This is a genomic window from Mycobacterium sp. 852002-51057_SCH5723018, assembly GCF_001667035.1.
GTDB lineage: Bacteria > Actinomycetota > Actinomycetes > Mycobacteriales > Mycobacteriaceae > Mycobacterium.
Genome location: NZ_LZIR01000012.1, coordinates 25,538 through 44,178, shown reverse-complemented (window position 1 = coordinate 44,178; position 18,641 = coordinate 25,538). Strand labels below are relative to the sequence as shown.

Here is an 18,641-nt window from a genome sequence, read left to right as displayed (position 1 = left end):
TCGAGCCGTTCAGCTGCGAAGCAGATCGGCCAGCCGCCCGGCCAGGGTGTCCCAGCGCCACTGCGACGTCACCCACTGTCGCCCGGCCGCGCCCATCGCGGCGCCCCGGTCGGGATCGGTCAGCAACTCGCTGACCGACTCGGCGACTTCGTCCACCGAGCGGCCATCGACCACAAGCCCGGTCTTGTTGTGCCGCACCGTTTCCGGTGCCCCGCCCGAGTGCCCGGCGATCACCGGGACGCCCGTGGCCGAGGCCTCCAGGAACACGATGCCCAGGCCCTCGACGTCCATGCCGGCGCCGCGGGTTCGGCACGGCATGGCGAAGACGTCGGCCAGCGCGTGGTGGGCGGGGAGTTCATCGGCCGGCACGCCGCGGGTGAACGTCACGTGCTCGGCGACTCCGCAATCGGTGGCGAGCCTGCGCAGCGCGTCCAGATAGGGACCGCCGCCGACGATGACCAGGGCCGCCCCGTCGACCCGCCGCCGGATCGACGGAAGCGCCTTGATCAGCGTGTCCTGGCCCTTGCGCGGTACCAGCCGCGACACGCACACCACGGTGGGCCGCTCGCCCAGCCGGTAGCGACCGCGCAGCTCGGCCCGGGCGGCCGGGTCGGGCCGGAACCGGTCGGTGTCCACCCCGGGCGGCAGGTACTCCAGCCTCGCCGCGGGTCCGAAGGCCGACGCGAACCGGGACCGCGTGTAGCAGCTGACGAAGGTGACGACGTCCGTGCCGTCGCCGATCCGGCGCAGCACCGACCGCGCGACCGGAAGCATCGACCAGCCGACTTCGTGGCCGTGCGTGCTGGCCAGCACCCGCGACGCGCCGGCCTGCCGGGCGCGCGGCGCCAGCAGCGCCAGGGGCGCGGCCGCGCCGAACCAGACCGTGTCGATGCCGTGCTCGGCGATCAGCCGGCGCATCCGCGCGTCGACCGCCGGGCCGGGCAACATCAGCGTGCCGGGGTGGCGCACCACTCGATACCCGGCCGCCTCGGCCGAGTTGTCAAAGGCGTCGGCGCCCTTCCACTGCGGGGAGTACACGGTGACCGCGTGCGACCCTGCGCCCACCAGCCGGCCGACGAACTCGCCCAGGTAGGACTGGATGCCGCCGGGACGGGGTGGAAAGTCGTTGGTTACCAGCAGGACCCGGCTCACGTGCGAAAGGCTAGCGTGTCGACGCGTGGCTGCGAGGGTCTAGGGCAGCATCCACTGCTTCCAGCGCGCGAACAGGCCCCCGTAGTCGGTGCCGAGGACGCCGTGGATGGCGCTGGCAAGGTCGCCGTGCCCGACGCCGCACGCGGCAAGGTAGAACGCGCGCAGCTTCGGCGCGCCATAGACGTCGGCGACGAAGCGGGCGAACCACCAGGCGCGGTCATAGCCCAGTGACCGCTGCGGCCCGGGCGTATCGAGGTCGGCGTCCGACGGCAGCGTCAGCGCGATCGTGAGCGCATCCTCGGGTTTCGATGTGCTCGGCCGGCCGACGAAATCGGCCACCCCCTCGGTCAGCCAGCGCGGCGCGTCCAGGGCGGTGTCGCCTCGGGCCGCGTAATGAAAAAGCTCGTGGGTCAACACAATTCGAAATGCCGGTTCGCTCATGTTGGCCGCGCCCGGCGCGAATACGATGCGCTGGCCGATCGCTACCCGGTGCGCGGGGTCGACGTGGTCGACGACCGTCACCGCCGCGATGTCGGCCCACTGCGCTTCCGGCCCGCCGCCGGCGGCCGCGCGAAACTCCTCGTCGGAGCCGGCGGCGACCACCGATATTTCGCGCGGCCAATCGACCCCCCAAAAGGCATCCACCGCCTCGACCGCACCGCCGATGTTCGCCGCGACACGCGATAGCACTCGTCCGCTGACCGGCCCACCCCCGAACAGCCGGACGGCGCGGTCCCCGACCAGCATGGGCGCCGCCGGAGCGCTTATCGGCCGACGGGGCGGGACGACCAGCTGTGGGCGCAACGCGACGCTGTCCCGCTCCTGCCTGACCGGAACCGCCGCGGCGGCGATCAGCTCGACGACGAAAACCCAGGCCAGCAGGAACGGGAGCCAGCGCCGCCGCCCCGGTCCGGGCCGTTTAGTAACGGCGGGCGTCGTAGATCGGGCCCCCTGCGCCCATCGGCACCACCCGCACGGGCTGGCCGTAGGTAGAGGAATGGATCATCATCCCGTCGCCGACGTAGATGCCGGTGTGCGAGGCGTCTGAGTAAAAGGTCAGCACGTCGCCGGGCTGCAGGTCCGACAGCGACACCGCCTGACCCCCGTGGGCCAGCGCCTGGCTGGAGTGCGGCAGCGAGATGCCGGCTTGCTGGAACGCCCACATCACCAGGCCGGAGCAGTCGAACCCACCGGGTGCGGCACCGCCCCACACGTAGGGCGACCCGACCTGGGTCAGCGCGGCCTGCACGACGGTGGCGCGATCACCGCCGCCGACACCGCCGGGACCCGGCGCGAACAATCCGCCCGGCGGCGGAGCCTGACCCGGAACCTGCCCGTCGGGCGGCGGGGCCCCCGGCGGCACGGCGTCCGGCGCCGGCCCACCCGGACCCGGGGCGGCGGCCGGGACCTGGCCGGGGTCGGCGAGCGCGGTGCGCTGCTGCGGCGACAACGTCTGGTACTGCGACTTGACCACGGCGATCTGCACCTGCAGCTGGCTCTGCTTGGACTGCAGGGCCGCCCGGACCGCGGCGGCCTGCTCGGCGGCGCTTCTCGCGTCGGCGGCCGACTTGGCGGACGCCTGCTCGGCCTTGGCGGCCTGATCACCGGCGATCCGGAAGCTCGCCATCTGGTTGCGCATCTGCGTCGCCATCAGGCGCTGCACGGCCAGCTTGTCGATCAGGCCCTGCGGCGATCCCGCCGTGAGCATGGCCGACATGCCGTCGACGCGGCCGCCCATGTATTGCGCGGCGGCAAGTTTGTTGACGGCGCCCTGGAACTGGGCCAGGCGAGCCTTCGCCGCGTCCACCGCGGCCTGGTCGTCGGTGTGCTTCTTCTCCGCCGCACGCTGGGCCGCCAGCTTGTCGTTCAGGTCGAGCTGCGCACTATGCATCGCCTCGGTGGTCTGCTCGGCCTGGCGAGACAGCTGGTTGAGCTTGGCCAGCGCGTCATCGGCCGGGTCGGCAAACGAATTGGCAGCAAAAACCCCCGCGAAGACGGTCAAGCCCGCTAACGTACCGATAGCAGAACGTGTCAGGAGACGCGCACGCGGGTACATAGAGTCGAGCCTCAAAATTTCATCCTTAAACGGCCTTGGACGGGTCGCTGCCGGATCCTGTCGGAGCGCCGTCGAGCTGGTTTAGGTCTCAAACAGGTTACGAAACGATATCGACGTTTGTCCAAACCGGATCGTTAAGAAAATGGATAGATTTCTGTCATTACTTTGTGAATGATGGCAGGAGTCTAAGACCCCAGTCGTTTTGGCGCACAAGGCGATTACGCTACACCGGACCCTCGCTCGCGGCGAATCGGAACCAGACGCAGCCTCGGCGCCAGCCCCACGTCGGCGAGCACCTCCAGCGCGGCGCGCTCGTCGTCCAACAACGTTTCCGGAACCCCGAGTAACACGCTGACCACGCAATCGCGGCAGCCCGGGCCCCGCACCGCGCAGTCGTCGCAGTCAATCAGCACCGGCCCGTCCTTGCCTGGCGCCCCGAACCCGGGGTGAGCACTGTTGCTTGTCATCAGGGGGGTCCTCTCGGTCTGGCTTCCCAACGCCGCGTCGGGCTACCCGCACGCTAACCGCGGCCACCGACATCTCTCCGCGGCCGACCCGGCGTGGGAACCGCCCGGCTGTCGGTGCGCGTGCCTAACCTCACCGCCATGAGTGCGAGCGGTGCGACTCAGCTGAGTTTCGCCGACCTGGGCGCCCCATGGGACCCGGCCGCCGGCCCCGTCGACGAAATCCCTTTGCGCGAAACCACTTTCGTCGTCGTGGACCTGGAGACCACCGGGGGAAGCGCCAAAGGCGCCGACGGAACCGCCCCCGACGCCATCACCGAAATCGGCGCGGTCAAGGTCCGCGGCGGCGTCGTGCTCGGCGAGTTCGCCACCCTCGTCGACCCGCAGCGCGACATCCCACCGCAGATCGTGCGGCTCACCGGCATCACCACGGCGATGGCGTGCGACGCCCCCACGATCGACGCCGTGCTGCCGATGTTCCTCGAATTCGCCGGCTTGGACCTCGGGGCCGTGCTCGTCGCGCACAACGCCGGGTTCGACGTCGGATTCCTGCGCGCCGCGGCGCAGCGCTGCGAGATCCCGTGGCCGCGGCCGCAGGTGCTGTGCACGGTGCGGCTGGCTCGTCGCGTGCTCAGCCGCGAGGAGGCACCCAGCGTGCGGCTGGCCGCCTTGGCGCGGCTGTTCGCGGTCGCCGCCCAGCCCACGCACCGCGCCCTCGACGACGCGCGCGCCACCGTCGAGGTGTTGCATGCCCTCATCGAGCGAGTCGGCAACCAGGGCGTGCACACCTACGCCGACCTGCGCTCGTATCTGCCCGACGTGACGCCGGCCCAGCGCCGCAAGAAGGTGCTGGCCGACGGGCTGCCGCACCGGACCGGCGTCTACCTGTTCCGCGGCCCCGCCGGCGAAGTGCTCTACGTCGGCACCGCCGTTGACCTGCGGCGCCGGGTGGGCCAGTACTTCACCGGCGCCGACCCCCGCGGCCGGATGAAGGAGATGGTCGCGCTGGCCAGCGCGGTCGACCACGTCGAGTGCGCGCACGCGCTCGAGGCCGGGGTGCGCGAACTGCGCATGCTGGCCGCGCACGCCCCACCGTACAACCGCCGGTCGCGATTCCCGCAGCGGTGGTGGTGGGTGGCGCTCACCGACGAGGCGTTTCCGCGGCTGTCGGCGGTGCGGGCGCCGCGGCACGACCGCGCCGTCGGCCCGTTTCGGTCCCGCACCGACGCCGCCGACACCGCCGCGCTGCTGGCGCGGTTCAGCGGGCTGCGGACCTGCACCGCGCGACTAGGACGCTCGGCGCTGCACGGGCCGGCCTGCCCACAGGTCGAGGTGTCGCCGTGCCCGGGCGCCCGCGACGCCACGGCCACCCAGTACGCGGCGGCCGTCGCGCGCGTCGCGGCGTTGATCGACGGGCTGGACAACGGCGCCCTGGCCGCCGCCGTGGACCAGGTCGGCGCGCTGGCCGAGCAGCGCTTCTTCGAGAGCGCCGCGCGGCTGCGGGACCGCACCGCCACGGCCATCGAGACGCTGTGGCGCGGGCAGCGGCTGGGGGCGCTGGCCGCGCTGCCTGAGCTCATCGCCGCCAAGCCGGAGGGCCCGGATGGTCAGGGCGGCTACCACCTCGTCGTCATCCGCTACGGCCAACTCGCGGCGGCCGGCACCGCCAAGCGCGGGGTGCCCCCGATGCCGGTGATCGACGCCATTCACGCTGGCGCACAGGCGATTCTGCGGACGACGGCCCCGCTGGGCGGGGCGCTGGTCGAAGAGACCGCGCTGATCGCACGCTGGCTGGCGAGCCCCGGGGTGCGCATCGTCCGGGTGGCCGGCGTGGGCGATGCCGGATGGGCCTCACCGCTGCGGTCGGCCGGCGCCTGGGCGGCGTGGGCGGCGTTGGCCCGCTCGGCGCGGGTCGCCGGCGAACAGGCCGATTCAGAGACCCTGGCCGAACCGCACCCATCGCGCGAGCAACTGTTCGGCCGCACCGGAGTCGATGGCCGCGCAGGCGCGCCGCAATCCCTCCTCCCACGCCGGCAGCCATTCGGCGCGGCTGGATAGGCCCGCATGGGCGACCATGGCCCCGGCGGCGTTGAGCACTACGGCGTCCCGCACCGGCCCCTTGGCGCCGGCGAACACCGCGCGCGCCTCGGCCGCGTTGGCCTCCGCGTCGCCGCCCAACAGCTCGTCCAGCTCGGCGCGGGCGAAGCCGAATCCGGCCGGGTCGAACGTCAGCCGGTCCACCGTGCCGGCCTGCACGCGCCAGATCGTGCTCGTGGTGGTGGTGGTCAACTCGTCGAGGCCGTCGTCGCCGTGCACCACCAGCACGCTGGAGCGGCGCGCCGCGAACACCCCGGCCATCACCTCGGCGAGGTCGGCGAAGGCGCAGCCGATCAAACCGGCTCGCGGCCTGGCCGGATTGGTAAGTGGTCCAAGCAGATTGAACACGGTTGGCACCGCTATCTCGCGACGCACCGCAGACGTGTGCCGGTACGAGGGGTGAAACAGCGGCGCGAAGCAGAACCCGATCCCCACCTCGGCAAGGGTGCGCGCCACCTGGGCGGGCCCCAGGTCGATGCGCACCCCGAGGGCCTCCAGCGTGTCGGCGCCCCCGGACAGCGACGACGCCGCCCGGTTGCCGTGTTTGACCACCGGCACCCCCGCGGCGGCGACCACGATCGAGGCCATGGTGGACAGGTTGACGGTGTTGACGCCATCGCCACCGGTGCCGACGATGTCGACGGCGTCGTCGGGGATCGCGTCGGCGGGCATCGGGCGCGCGTGGCTCAGCATCACCTCGGCAAGCTCACTGACTTCGGCCGCGGTGGGACGCTTCATCGTCATCGCCACCGCGAAGGCGGCGATCTGGGCCGCGCTCGCGTCGCCGGTCATGATCTGGTCCATGGCCCAGGCGGCCTGTCCCCGTGCCAACGGGTCTCCGCCCGTCAAGCGCCCCAGGACCTGCCGCCACGACGAGGCGGGCGCGGGGGGCGTGGGTTCTGGTGACGCGGCCACGCGCCGATGGTCCCACGGGGATCGACCGCGCCCCAACCGTTGCCACGGCCACGCGCGCTTCGGCCGGAACGCGCCGCGGAAAACCCCAATTTGCGACCCGGGTAGAGTTCAACAACTACAAAGCGTCATACTTGCGGATGTGACCAGCGCTGTGGGGACCTCGGGTACTGCGATCACGTCGCGAGTGCATTCGCTGAATCGACCCAACATGGTCGCTGTCGGCACCATCGTGTGGCTTTCCAGCGAGCTCATGTTCTTTGCTGGCCTGTTCGCGATGTATTTCACCGCGCGGGCGCAGGCCGGCGGGAAGTGGCCGCCGCCGCCGACCGAGCTGAACCTGTATCAGGCCGTCCCGGTGACGCTGGTGCTGATCGCGTCGTCATTCACCTGCCAGATGGGCGTGTTCGCCGCCGAGCGCGGCGACGTCTTCGGGCTGCGCCGCTGGTACGTGATCACGTTCTTGATGGGCCTGTTCTTCGTCCTGGGCCAGGCCTACGAGTACTACCACCTGATGTCGCACGGCACGACCATCCCGGGCAGCGCCTACGGCACGGTGTTCTATCTGGCCACCGGCTTCCACGGCCTACACGTGACGGGCGGGCTGATCGCCTTCATCTTCCTGCTGGCCCGCACCGGGATGAGCAAGTTCACCCCGGCGCAGGCGACGGCTAGCATCGTCGTCTCCTACTACTGGCATTTCGTCGACATCGTGTGGATCGCGCTGTTCACCGTGATCTATTTCATCCGATGAAGGCCGGCGCTTTCGAAACGGAATGGACAGGAGTGCTCGGTTGAAGAAACTGGGGTCTACCCGATCCGCTACGCCACGCGGTGCGCGCAACGATCGCGCGCGGCGGCGCCTGCGCCGGCGACTGTCCGGCGGCCTGCTGCTGCTCGTCGCGCTGACCATCGCCGGCGGCCTGGCCGCCGTGCTGACCCCCACCCCGCAGGTGGCCGTGGCCGACGAGTCGTCGTCGGCGCTGCTCCGCACCGGCAAGCAGCTGTTCGACACCTCGTGCGTGTCCTGCCACGGCGCCAACCTGCAAGGTGTGCCCGACCACGGCCCCAGCCTGATCGGTGTCGGCGAGGCGGCCATCTACTTCCAGACGTCCACCGGCCGGATGCCCGCCATGCGCGGCGAGGCCCAGGCGCCGCGCAAGGAGCCGATCTTCGACGAGTCCCAGATCGACGCCATCGGCGCCTACGTGCAGGCCAACGGCGGCGGCCCCACCGTGGTGCGCAACCCCGACGGCAGCGTCGCGATGCGCTCGCTGCGCGGCGAGGACCTGGGCCGCGGCGGCGACCTGTTCCGGCTCAACTGCTCGTCGTGCCACAACTTCACCGGCAAGGGCGGGGCGCTGTCGTCCGGTAAGTACGCGCCCGACCTCGAGCCCGCCAACGAGCAGCAGATCCTGACCGCGATGCTGACGGGCCCGCAGAACATGCCGAAGTTCTCCGACCGCCAGCTGTCCTTCGACGCCAAGAAGGACATCATCGGCTACGTCAAGACCGTCAGCGAGGAGCGCCAGCCGGGCGGCTACGGCCTCGGTGGCTTCGGACCCGCACCCGAGGGCATGGCCATGTGGATCATCGGCATGGTGGCCGCGATCGGGCTGGCACTGTGGATTGGGGCGCGATCATCATGAGCGACTTGTCCAACGAGCAAGACGTGCGCGGCTCTGACACCGACAAAGCATCGGGAGGCGCCGGCGCGCACCAAGAGCCCGACGAGGCGGCGCTGGCCGCCATGTCCCCGCAGGAACTGGTCGCGCTCGGCGGCAAACTCGACGGCGTCGAGACCGTCTTCAAGGAGCCGCGCTGGCCGATCGAGGGCACCAAGGCCGAAAAGCGCGCCGAGCGTTCGGTGGCGCGGTGGCTTTTGCTGGGCGGCGGGTTCGGCATGGCGCTGCTGCTGGTCTTCCTGTTCTGGCCCTGGGAGTACAAGCCGCGGGAGGCCGCGGGCAGCTTCCTCTACACGCTGGCCACCCCGCTGTATGGCCTGACCTTCGGGCTGTCCATCCTGTGCATCGCGATCGGCGCGGTTCTCTACCAGAAACGCTTTATCCCGGAAGAGATTTCGATCCAGGACCGCCACGACGGCGCCTCGCGTGAAATCGACCGCAAGACGGTGGTCGCCAACCTGGGTGACGCCTTCCAGGGTTCGACGATCGGGCGGCGCAAGCTGGTCGGACTGTCGTTGGGCATGGGCCTGGGCGCGTTTGGCCTCGGCACCCTGGTCGCCTTTGCCGGCGGCCTGATCAAAAACCCGTGGAAGCCGGTGGTGCCCACCGCCGAGGGGCTGAAGGCCGAGCTGTGGACGTCCGGCTGGACCCCGCGCTATCACGGTGAAACCATCTACCTGGCGCGGGCCACCGGCTCGCACAACGGGGCGCCGTTCCTCAAGATGCGCCCGGAGGACATGGACGCCGGCGGCATGGAGACCGTCTTCCCGTGGCGCGAGTCAGACGGCGACGGCACCACCGCGGAATCCCACGAAAAGCTGACCCAGATCAAGATGGGCGTCCGTAATCCCGTGATGCTCATCCGAATCCGGCCCAGCGACATGTCGCGGATGGTCAAGCGCCAAGGCCAGGAGAGCTTCAACTGGGGCGAGTTCTTCGCCTACACCAAGGTCTGCTCGCATCTGGGGTGCCCCGCATCGCTGTACGAAGAGCAGAGCTACCGAATCCTGTGCCCGTGTCACCAGTCCCAGTTCGACGCGCTGCATTTCGCCAAGCCGATCTTCGGCCCGGCGGCGCGCGCGCTGGCGCAACTGCCCATCACCATCGACCGCGAGGGTTATCTGGTGGCCAACGGTGACTTCATCGAGCCCGTCGGACCGGCATTTTGGGAGAGGACGACAACATGAGTCCAAAACTGAGTCCCCCGAAGATCGGTGACGTCCTGGCCCGGCAGGGCGAGGACATCGACACGCGGTATCACCCGTCGGCGGCGGTCCGCAGACAGCTCAACAAGGTCTTCCCCACCCACTGGTCGTTCCTGCTGGGCGAGATCGCCTTGTACAGCTTCATCGTGCTGCTGATCACCGGCGTGTACCTGACGCTGTTCTTCGACCCGTCCATGACCGACGTCACCTACAACGGCATCTACCAACCGCTGCGCGGGGTCGAGATGTCGCGCGCCTACGAGTCGGCGCTGAACATCTCGTTCGAAGTCCGCGGCGGGCTGTTCGTCCGCCAGATTCACCACTGGGCTGCGCTGATGTTCTCCGCGGCGATCATGGTGCACCTGGCGCGCATCTTCTTCACCGGAGCGTTCCGGCGCCCCCGTGAAACCAACTGGGTGATCGGCTCGCTGCTGCTGATCCTGTCCATGTTCGAGGGCTACTTCGGCTACTCGCTACCCGACGACCTGCTGTCGGGCATCGGCCTGCGCGCGGCGCTGTCGTCCATCACCCTGGGCATGCCGGTGATCGGCACCTGGCTGCACTGGGCGCTGTTCGGCGGCGACTTCCCCGGCACCATCTTGATCCCGCGGCTCTACGCCCTGCACATTTTGCTGCTGCCGGGGATCATTTTGGCGCTCATCGGGCTTCACCTGGCGATGGTGTGGTTCCAGAAGCACACCCAGTTCCCCGGCCCCGGCCGCACCGAGCACAACGTCATCGGCGTGCGGGTGATGCCGATCTTCGCCGTCAAGTCCGGCGCGTTCTTCGCGGCCATCGTCGGCGTGCTGGGCCTGATGGGCGGCCTGCTGCAGATCAACCCGATCTGGAACCTGGGCCCCTACAAGCCATCTCAGGTGTCGGCCGGCTCGCAGCCGGACTTCTACATGATGTGGACCGAGGGCCTGGCCCGTATCTGGCCGCCCTGGGAGTTCTACTTCTGGCACCACACCATCTCGGCCCCGGTCTGGGTCGCGCTGATCATGGGCCTGGTGTTCATCCTGCTGATCATCTACCCGTTCCTGGAGAAGCGGTTCTCCGGCGACTACGCGCACCATAATTTGCTGCAGCGGCCGCGCGACGTGCCCGTGCGCACCTCGATCGGCGCCATGGCGATCGCCTTCTACATGATCCTCACCCTGGCGGCGATGAACGACATCATCGCGTTCAAGTTCCACATTTCGCTGAACGCGACGACGTGGATCGGGCGCATCGGCATGGTGATCCTGCCTCCGATGGTCTACTTCATCACCTACCGGTGGTGCATCGGGCTGCAGCGCAGCGACCGCGCCGTGCTCGAGCACGGCATCGAGACGGGCATCATCAAGCGGCTGCCGCACGGCGCCTACATCGAGCTGCACCAGCCGCTGGGCCCCGTCGACGGCCACGGTCACCCGATTCCGCTGGAATACGAGGGCGCGGCGGTGCCCAAGCGGATGAACAAGCTGGGCTTGGCCGGCACCCCGGGTTCGGGCAGCTTCCTGTCCGCCGACCCGGCGTCGCAGGATGCGGCGCTGCGCGAGGCGGCGCACTCCGGTGAGCAACGCGCCCTGACCGCGCTGCGCGAATACCAGAACAGCATCGTCGGTTCGAACGGCGACGGCATCGTCGGTTCGCCCAACGGCGAACACAGCGAGCACTAGCCCCGCGGCAGCGGGTCAGCTGACCAGCGACAGCGCGTAAGCGCGGCGCAGCTTGCCCGAGGGTGTCTTGGGAATCGCGCCGGGGGCCAGGACCACCACGTTGCGTGGGCGCGCCGCGACCTCGGTGACCACCTCGTGGGCCACCTGGTGCTTGATGCGCCGCACCTGCGCCGGGTCGTCGACGTGATTTGACTCCACCGCGACGGCAAACGATTCCCGGGAATGACCCGCGTCGAGCCGCACGGCCGCCGCACACCCCGCACGCACTCCGACGACCCGCCCGGCGGCACGTTCCACGTCCGTGGGGTAGATGTTGCGTCCGGCCATGATGATGACATCCTTGGCCCGGCCGCAGACCACTACGTGCCCGTGCTCGGTGAGATATCCCAGATCCCCGGTGCTGAACCAGCCCTGGTCGTCTTGGGCGCCCACGAAACCGCCGACCGTGACGTATCCCGACGTGACCGGCTCGCCGCGCACCTCGATGAGGCCCACTCCCCGGGTTGGCTCGATGGCGCCATACTCATCGACGATGCGGGCCTCGATACCGTCCAGCAGTGGCCCCAGCGAGGCCAGCCGGCGGGTGTTGCCGGTGGTGGCGGGTACCGCCCGGCGCAGCACAGCGAGCATGTCGGCGTCCACCTCGTCGACCAGCAGTCCCAGGCCGCATTGCGAAAACGACACCGCCACAGTGGTTTCAGCCATCCCGTAGGCAGGCAGGATCGCCTCGGGACGCAGCCCGAACGGCGCACCGGCCGCGCAGAAGTCCTCCACATCGGCCGGTTCGACCTGCTCAGAACCGGATAACGCCCACCGCAACGACGACAAATCGAAATCCCCGGGCCTGGCGTGCCGGCGTAACCGCTTGGCCAGCAATGCGTACGCGAAGTTCGGCGCGGCGGTCATCGTGCCCCGGTACTTGTCAATCAGCTTGGGCCACAACAAGATATCGGTCAAGAAGTCCATGGGTGTGACCTTGACCAGCTCGGCGCCGAACAGCATCGGCACCGTCAGAAACCCGGTCATGCCCATGTCGTGAAACAGCGGCAACCAGCTCACGATCACGTCGGTATCCAGGTCGTATTCGGCGCCGACGAACATCGCCTCGGCGTTGGCCATCACGTTGGCGTGGCTGATGGCCACCGCTTTGGGGCAATCGGTGGAGCCAGACGTCAACTGCAACAGCGCCAGAGCGTCGTCACCGCTGTCGACGACGTCGACGGGTGCGGCGGCGAGCAGCTCGGCGATCGTCACCACCGTGAGCCCGTGCTCGGCCAACACCGCCACCGCGGCCATGAACGGGTCGGACACGATCACCACCGTCGCCTCGATCATGGCGATGACCGCCAACGTGTCGTGCGCCCACACCTGCAGATCGGTGCGCGGCGTCGGCTGATGCAGCATCGTCAGGCACGCGCCGCGCAACCACACGCCCTGCGCCGTCGGCGCGATCTCGACCGGGGCGCCGGCCAGCACCCCGACCCGATCGCCCGGGCCGACGCCCAACGCGGCCAATCCCCCCGCTACCCGGCGGGCCCGCTGATGGACCTCGCCCCAGGTGGAACGCACCGGCGAGCCAGGGTCACCGGTCACCAGGCCGCGACTACTGGACTCCGCGCTGCCCAGCATCGTCTCGACGAACCTGCTCACCACACCTCCCATGTGTCAGGTCTTCACAAACCGTTGTGGCCATCTCGGGACATATGAGGTGACAGGGCCGAAGCTACGGCCGTGACGCGAGTACGCGCGCGCGGGCGCGCCCGCGTCAATCCGGTCGTTGTGATATCGCAACAAAGCCGTTGCGGCGCACCAGCTATGCGCAACCGTCAGCGCGGGACGCGGATCGCAGGTATTCTTACCGATACAACGTGAGGAACAGGTGAAGTGGCCATACAGAACTGGTGCGACGCACCGCAGATTCATCCATCGCAGGTCAAGGTCGGTGACGTCATCGGCACGCTGCGTCCCACTGACCTGCGCCTCACGGTCAAGCTGATCAGCGGGCCGCAGACGACTCCGCGGCAGTGGACCTTCTTCAGCAGCGACGGCACCGGCCGGCAGCGCACGAGCACGTTCGGTGAGGACGAGCTGGTTCGCAGGTACGCCAAAAAGTCCTGAGCTACTGTGCGCCGGTGAGCCGGCGCAGCTGTCGGATGTGTAGCCACTCAACCACCGGCATGGCCAAGGTGAGGGCCCCGGCCAGCCCGTAGCCGATCCACGACGCGCCGTCGTGCCCAACGGCCATCAGGTACGTCGCCGCCAATACCGCGATCAGCGCCGCACCTATGGTGCCGGTCAGAATCACGGTGCCGCGCAACCAAACCCGGTCCACGGCCGCACCGGACCACTCCTCGGCCGACGGCCGCGCCGCCTGCACCCTGGGCTGGCGCGCCCGATCGGCCGCGGTCCGCGGGGCGGGCGACATCAGCCGCACCGGGGGTCTGTTCGCGCGTGCTGTGGCCGACGTCGATCGTGCGGCCGGGTCGGTCAGGCCCATGCGCCGGGCCCGCACCAGCACCGGGATCGCCCCGGCGATGATCAGCGCGGAAACGATGATGACGGCGTACAACACCCACGGCGTGTGGGAGTTCTTGGCCATCTTGTGAAAGCCGCTGCCCAGGTCCGTCAGCGCGACGGCGGCGGCCACGCCCACGCCCAGCAACACCAGCCAGATCGCGGCGCACGCCCCGACCAGTATCCGGTCGATGACGCCCGGCGGAACGGTGTCGGACCCGCGGCGATAGGCGGAATATCTGCTGACCATCAGCAGCTCGTCTGCGGCGAGTCGTTGGTGTTCGACGACAGCACCGTTCCGTCGCTGGTGGTGATCGAGCAGTTGAGCCTGCTGACCCGGAAAAGGCTGGACGCCTCGACCGAGCCCACGTCGGACTGCGAGATCGGGGTGACGGTCATCGACCACGGGATGTACACGTTGTGCTGCGTGCGCCGGCGCCCGGACGCGTCGACGTAGGTCACCGAGATGATGTCGCCCGGCGCCTTGGTGCCGGTCACCGAGTAGGTGACCTGGCGCGGACCGCTGGGGGTCGAGGTCGGCGGTGGCGGCGCCACTGCCGCCGACGGGGTGGTCGCCGGCGGCGGCGGTTTGGTGGTCGTGATCTCGTCTTGCATCGGCGGAGTCGACGGCGTGGTGGTCGTGGCCGGGTTGGCGAGCTTGCTGGTGTCGGTTCGGGTGACCAGGAGCGACACCGAAATCACGAGCGCGATCGCGGCCACGATGGCGGCGATGCCGACCACCCACGGCCAGCGCGGGGCACGGTGCTCGTCGTCCTCGGTGGCCTCGTCGTAGTCGTCGTACTCGTAGAGCCGAAGGTCGGCCGGCACGTAGGGACCACTGATGAAATGCTCGGACTCGGGGGCCGAGTAGGCGCGCGAGTACGCGTCCGTCTGACCCGTCTGGTCCGCTGCCGCTATTTCGGCGCCGTCGTCGAGGGGTCCCAGCTCGTCGTGGGGTTCGACCGCTTCGGGCGACAACGCGTCGCCGGGGTGGCCACCGGCGTCCGGTTCGTGGCTGGGTTCGCCGGCGGAATCGTGTTCTTCCGGTTCTGATCCCGGAGGATTCGGCCCACTCATGTTTGCCTGCCCTGTCCAACTACCTCACCAGCGCGCGGGGCTTCGCGGCTAGACCGTTGCGCGCGCGCTTGGGAACTTCTCATAGTGCTTGGGCAAACCCTACCGAACCGGCTACCGCGAAGAAGTCTTGGCAAACGGGCCAACGATCAACTGATGCCCTGATTGTGACCTTTGGGTCGCAAATCAGTGCTTCTCGGGGCCGACGTAGTACTCGAAGACCAACCCGGCCGCCGACGCAAGGATGAACACCACCCCGGCGGCGATCAACCACGGCAGCCAGAACGCGATGCCGACCGCGGCCACCGAGCCCGACAACGCGATCAGGATCGGCCACCAGCTGTGCGGGCTGAAGAAGCCCAATTCGCCTGCGCCGTCACTGATCTCGGCGCCCTCGTAGTCCTCGGGACGGGTATCCAGCCGGCGCGCCACGAACCGGAAAAAGGTCGCCGTGATAAACGCCAGGCCACCGGTCAGCGTCAATGCGGTGGTGCCCGCCCACTCCTCGCCGCCGGTGGCGTACAGCGCGGTCAGCACCCCGTATAGCACCGCCGTCAAAAGGAAAAAGGCCGCGATGAATTCGAAGAGCCTCGCTTCGATATGCATTGAGGGTCCTAACCTACTGGGCTCGTGTTCTTTTCACCCCGGCGGGTATCGAACGGGTGGGTGGTCACCGCCAGCGGGGGCTGAGCGATCGCCTGCAACGCCTCGGCGTTGGTCTTGCCGCCGATCCGCTGCTGCAGGTAGGCCTTGAAGTCGTTGGCCGGCACCACCCGAACCTCGAAGTTCATCATCGAGTGGTAGGTGCCGCAGAACTCGGCGCAGTGACCGACGAACGCCCCGGTCTTGGTGATCTCGTCGACCTGGAAGACGTTGACGGAATTGTTCGCCTGTGGGTTGGGCATCACGTCACGCTTGAACAGAAATTCCGGCACCCAGAACGTGTGCACGACATCCGCGGAAGCCATCTGGAACTCGATGCGCTTGCCGGCCGGCAGCACCAGCACCGGGATCTCTTGCGGGGTTCCGAGAATCTCGACCTTGTCGTAGTTCAGGTAAGTCCGGTCGGCGGTGTTGAGCCCGCGCACCGGCCCGACGCGCTCCTCGCCGTGCTCGTCTTTGCCCTCCGGCCTGGAGGCCACGGCCTGTTTACGCGCCTGGTCGGCGCCGTCGTAGGTCAGCGTGCCGTCTTTGAAGTTGACCTTCTGGTAGCCGAACTTCCAGTTCCACTGGAAGGAGGTGATGTCGATGACGACCTCGGGGTCCTTGGCCAGATGCAGCATCTTCTCCTGCACCACCACGGTGAAGTAGAACAGCACCGAGATGATCAGGAACGGCGTCACGGTGAGCACCAGCTCCAGGGGCATGTTGTAGCCAAACTGCCGCGGCAGTTCGGTGTCGGTGGCCTTCTTGCGGTGAAACGCCGAGGACCAGAAGATCAGGCCCCACACGACGACGCCGACGACCAGAGCGGCGATCACCGACCCGATCCACAGCTCCCGGTTGACGTGCGCCTGCGGGGTGATCCCCTCGGGCCAGCCCATGCCCAGCACCTGCGTCCAGCTGCATCCGCTGAGGGTGACGGCCAGCAGGCCCAACGTCGCGGCCAGCGCCAGCGGCCGAAGACGGCGGGAAAGACCCCGCTCAGCGCCCCCGGAGCGGCGTACAAAAGGCCCCCGAAACATGCCGTGCGACAAACGTTGCGAACGGACCTGCTCGCGAGGTGTCACGTTGGCGCCTCCTGCTCGGATATCGAATACTACGCAGCGTAGACCACGCCGCTCAGCCCGGCGACGAAACCCCGGCCGGTCAACCGCCACCCGCCGCGCGAGTGCGGCATACTGGGGCGCCGTGTGTGGTCTGCTGGCGTTCGTCGCGGTCCCGGCCGGTGCTGAGGGCCTCGGGGCCGGGACCGAGGACGCCGTCGCCCGCGCGTCGCACCTGATGCGTCATCGTGGGCCGGACGAGCCGGGCACCTGGACGGACCCTGGCGACCACGGCGCCGCAGGAAGCGCGGTGTTCGGCTTCAACCGACTGTCCATCATCGACATCGCGCATTCGCATCAGCCGCTGCGGTGGGGGCCGCCGGAGGCGCCCGACCGCTACGTGCTGGTGTTCAACGGCGAGATCTACAACTACCTCGAGCTGCGCGAAGAGCTGACGGCCCGGCACGGCGTCGTCTTCGCCACCGACGGCGACGGCGAACCCATCGTCGCCGGCTATCACTACTGGGGTACCGAGGTGTTGACGCGGCTGCGGGGCATGTTCGCGTTCGCGCTGTGGGACACCGTCACCCGGCAATTGTTCTGTGCCCGTGATCCTTTCGGCATCAAGCCGCTGTTCATGGCGACCGGCGCCGGCGGCACGGCGGTGGCCAGCGAAAAGAAATGCCTGATGGATCTGGCCGAGCTGGTCGGGTTCGACAGCGGCATCGATGAGCGGGCGGTGCAGCACTACACGGTGCTGCAGTACGTGCCGGAGCCCGAGACGCTGCACTGCGGGGTGCGCCGGCTGGAATCGGGCTGCTATGCCCGCATCCGGCCGGGCCAGCAGCCGGAGATCACGCGCTACTTCGTGCCGCGGTTCGCCGCCACGCCGATCACCCGCGACACCGAGCAAGCTCGCTACGACGAAATCACCGCGGTGCTCGAGGATTCGGTGGCCAAGCACATGCGCGCCGACGTCACCGTGGGCGCGTTCCTGTCGGGCGGCATCGACTCCACGGCCATCGCGGCGCTGGCCATTCGGCACAACCCCCGGCTGATCACGTTCACCACCGGCTTCGAGCGCGAGGGGTTCTCGGAGATCGACGTCGCGGTGGCCTCGGCGGAGGCGATCGGCGCCCGCCACATCGCCAAGGTGGTCAGCGCCGACGAGTTCGTCGCGGCCCTGCCGGAGATCGTCTGGTACCTCGACGAGCCGGTCGCCGACCCGGCGCTGGTGCCGCTGTTCTTCGTCGCCCGCGAGGCCCGCAAGCACGTCAAGGTGGTGCTGTCCGGCGAGGGCGCCGACGAGCTGTTCGGCGGCTACACGATCTACCGGGAGCCGCTGTCGCTCAAGCCTTTTGACTATCTGCCCCGGCCGCTGCGGCGTTCGGTGGGTAAGGTGTCCAAGCCGCTGCCGGAGGGCATGCGCGGTAAGAGCCTGCTGCACCGCGGATCGTTGACGCTCGAGGAGCGCTACTACGGCAACGCCCGCAGCTTTTCGGACGCGCAGCTGCGCGACGTGCTGCCCGGGTTCCGCGACGAGTGGACCCACACCGACGTCACCGCGTCGGTGTACGCGGAATCGACCGGCTGGGACCCGGTGGCCCGCATGCAGCACGTCGACCTGTTCACCTGGCTGCGCGGCGACATCCTGGTCAAGGCCGACAAGATGACGATGGCCAACTCGCTCGAGCTTCGGGTGCCGTTCCTGGATCCCGAGGTGTTCGCGGTCGCGTCGCGACTGCCGGTGGAGGCGAAGATCACCCGCATCACCACCAAGTACGCCCTGCGTCGCGCGCTGGAGCCGATCGTTCCGGCGCACGTGCTGCACCGGCCCAAGCTCGGGTTCCCGGTGCCGATCCGGCACTGGCTGCGCACGGGCGAGCTGCTGGAATGGGCCCACGGGCTGGTGGGCTCGTCGCAGGCCGATCATCTGGTCGACCTGGCCGCCGTGCGCCGGATGCTCGACGAACACCGCAACGGCGTCAGCGATCACAGCCGCCGGCTGTGGACCGTGCTGATCTTCATGCTGTGGCACGCGATCTTCGTCGAGCACAGCGTGGTGCCGCAGATCAGCGAGCCGCACTACCCGGTGCAGCTCTAGGTTCCCTGCGC

16 protein-coding genes and 1 pseudogene are annotated in these 18,641 nt (G+C 69.0%); 7 read left to right on the top strand and 10 right to left on the bottom strand.

Features of this window, described 5'->3' with window-relative positions; genetic code table 11:
* Positions 1-9 precede the first annotated feature (9 nt).
* From pimB to A5764_RS03975, 4 genes are all read right to left on the bottom strand, one after another.
* Positions 10-1,152, bottom strand: a complete 1,143-nt coding sequence (gene pimB, locus A5764_RS03990) for a GDP-mannose-dependent alpha-(1-6)-phosphatidylinositol monomannoside mannosyltransferase (RefSeq protein ID WP_067108923.1) — start codon at positions 1,150-1,152, stop codon at positions 10-12.
* Between the two features lie 39 nt (positions 1,153-1,191).
* The gene (locus A5764_RS03985) at positions 1,192-2,007 is read right to left on the bottom strand and encodes a hypothetical protein (protein ID WP_067108920.1); all 816 of its coding nucleotides are present in this window, start codon (positions 2,005-2,007) and stop codon (positions 1,192-1,194) included.
* A 64-nt stretch (positions 2,008-2,071) separates the two neighbouring features.
* Positions 2,072-3,208 carry a peptidoglycan hydrolase RipC gene (ripC, locus tag A5764_RS03980; protein ID WP_369807272.1) on the bottom strand — a complete coding sequence of 379 codons (1,137 nt, stop codon included), beginning with the start codon at positions 3,206-3,208 and terminating at the stop codon, positions 2,072-2,074.
* Positions 3,209-3,426: 218 nt separating this feature from the next.
* Positions 3,427-3,675, bottom strand: a complete 249-nt coding sequence (locus A5764_RS03975) for a hypothetical protein (protein WP_231989600.1) — start codon at positions 3,673-3,675, stop codon at positions 3,427-3,429.
* Between the two features lie 138 nt (positions 3,676-3,813).
* Here A5764_RS03975 and A5764_RS03970 point away from each other — a divergent pair.
* Positions 3,814-5,667: pseudogene (locus A5764_RS03970) on the top strand (DEDD exonuclease domain-containing protein); the annotation flags it as partial.
* Here A5764_RS03970 and trpD read toward each other — a convergent pair.
* Complete coding sequence (trpD, locus tag A5764_RS29180) at positions 5,605-6,684, bottom strand: anthranilate phosphoribosyltransferase (RefSeq protein WP_156664479.1); 1,080 nt, start codon at positions 6,682-6,684, stop codon at positions 5,605-5,607. The pseudogene A5764_RS03970 and the gene trpD sit on opposite strands and share 63 nt — an antisense overlap.
* A gap of 139 nt (positions 6,685-6,823) precedes the next feature.
* On the opposite strand from trpD, the gene A5764_RS03965 reads away from it, so the two are divergent.
* The 4 genes from A5764_RS03965 to A5764_RS03950 are packed head-to-tail and all read left to right on the top strand — an operon-like array spanning position 6,824 to position 11,232.
* Positions 6,824-7,435: a heme-copper oxidase subunit III gene (locus tag A5764_RS03965; protein ID WP_067108914.1), complete on the top strand. Its 612-nt coding sequence runs from the start codon at positions 6,824-6,826 to the stop codon at positions 7,433-7,435.
* Between the two features lie 40 nt (positions 7,436-7,475).
* Positions 7,476-8,330, top strand: a complete 855-nt coding sequence (locus A5764_RS03960) for a cytochrome c (protein WP_067108911.1) — start codon at positions 7,476-7,478, stop codon at positions 8,328-8,330.
* Complete coding sequence (locus A5764_RS03955; protein ID WP_067109125.1) at positions 8,327-9,553, top strand: ubiquinol-cytochrome c reductase iron-sulfur subunit; 1,227 nt, start codon at positions 8,327-8,329, stop codon at positions 9,551-9,553. Before A5764_RS03960 ends, A5764_RS03955 begins: the two co-directional genes overlap by 4 nt.
* Positions 9,550-11,232 (top strand): cytochrome bc complex cytochrome b subunit, encoded by a 1,683-nt coding sequence (locus A5764_RS03950; protein ID WP_067108907.1) that lies wholly within the window; start codon positions 9,550-9,552, stop codon positions 11,230-11,232. The genes A5764_RS03955 and A5764_RS03950 overlap by 4 nt, the downstream gene beginning before the upstream one ends.
* Before the next feature lie 15 nt (positions 11,233-11,247).
* Here the strand turns inward: A5764_RS03950 and A5764_RS03945 are convergent, their stop codons facing one another.
* Positions 11,248-12,882, bottom strand: a complete 1,635-nt coding sequence (locus A5764_RS03945) for a fatty acyl-AMP ligase (RefSeq protein ID WP_067109122.1) — start codon at positions 12,880-12,882, stop codon at positions 11,248-11,250.
* 234 nt (positions 12,883-13,116) lie between these two features.
* Between A5764_RS03945 and A5764_RS03940 the strand changes: the two genes are divergently transcribed.
* Positions 13,117-13,350 (top strand): hypothetical protein, encoded by a 234-nt coding sequence (locus A5764_RS03940; protein WP_067108904.1) that lies wholly within the window; start codon positions 13,117-13,119, stop codon positions 13,348-13,350.
* Between the two features lies 1 nt (position 13,351).
* On the opposite strand, the gene A5764_RS03935 is transcribed toward A5764_RS03940, so the two are convergent.
* The 4 genes from A5764_RS03935 to A5764_RS03920 form a co-directional block, all read right to left on the bottom strand.
* Positions 13,352-13,996, bottom strand: coding sequence for a DUF2561 family protein (locus A5764_RS03935; RefSeq protein ID WP_067108901.1), 645 nt, complete (start codon positions 13,994-13,996; stop codon positions 13,352-13,354).
* Positions 13,996-14,823 (bottom strand): MmpS family transport accessory protein, encoded by an 828-nt coding sequence (locus tag A5764_RS03930; RefSeq protein ID WP_067108898.1) that lies wholly within the window; start codon positions 14,821-14,823, stop codon positions 13,996-13,998. The genes A5764_RS03935 and A5764_RS03930 overlap by 1 nt, the downstream gene beginning before the upstream one ends.
* A gap of 183 nt (positions 14,824-15,006) precedes the next feature.
* Entirely contained in the window at positions 15,007-15,426 is a 420-nt protein-coding gene (locus A5764_RS03925) for a cytochrome c oxidase subunit 4 (protein WP_067108895.1), read from the bottom strand.
* Between the two features lie 8 nt (positions 15,427-15,434).
* Complete coding sequence (locus tag A5764_RS03920) at positions 15,435-16,550, bottom strand: cytochrome c oxidase subunit II (RefSeq protein WP_067108892.1); 1,116 nt, start codon at positions 16,548-16,550, stop codon at positions 15,435-15,437.
* Positions 16,551-16,671: 121 nt separating this feature from the next.
* On the opposite strand from A5764_RS03920, the gene asnB reads away from it, so the two are divergent.
* A complete protein-coding gene (gene asnB, locus A5764_RS03915) occupies positions 16,672-18,630 on the top strand; it encodes an asparagine synthase (glutamine-hydrolyzing) (protein ID WP_067108889.1) in 1,959 nt (652 codons plus the stop codon).
* The last annotated feature ends 11 nt before the right edge of the window (positions 18,631-18,641 follow it).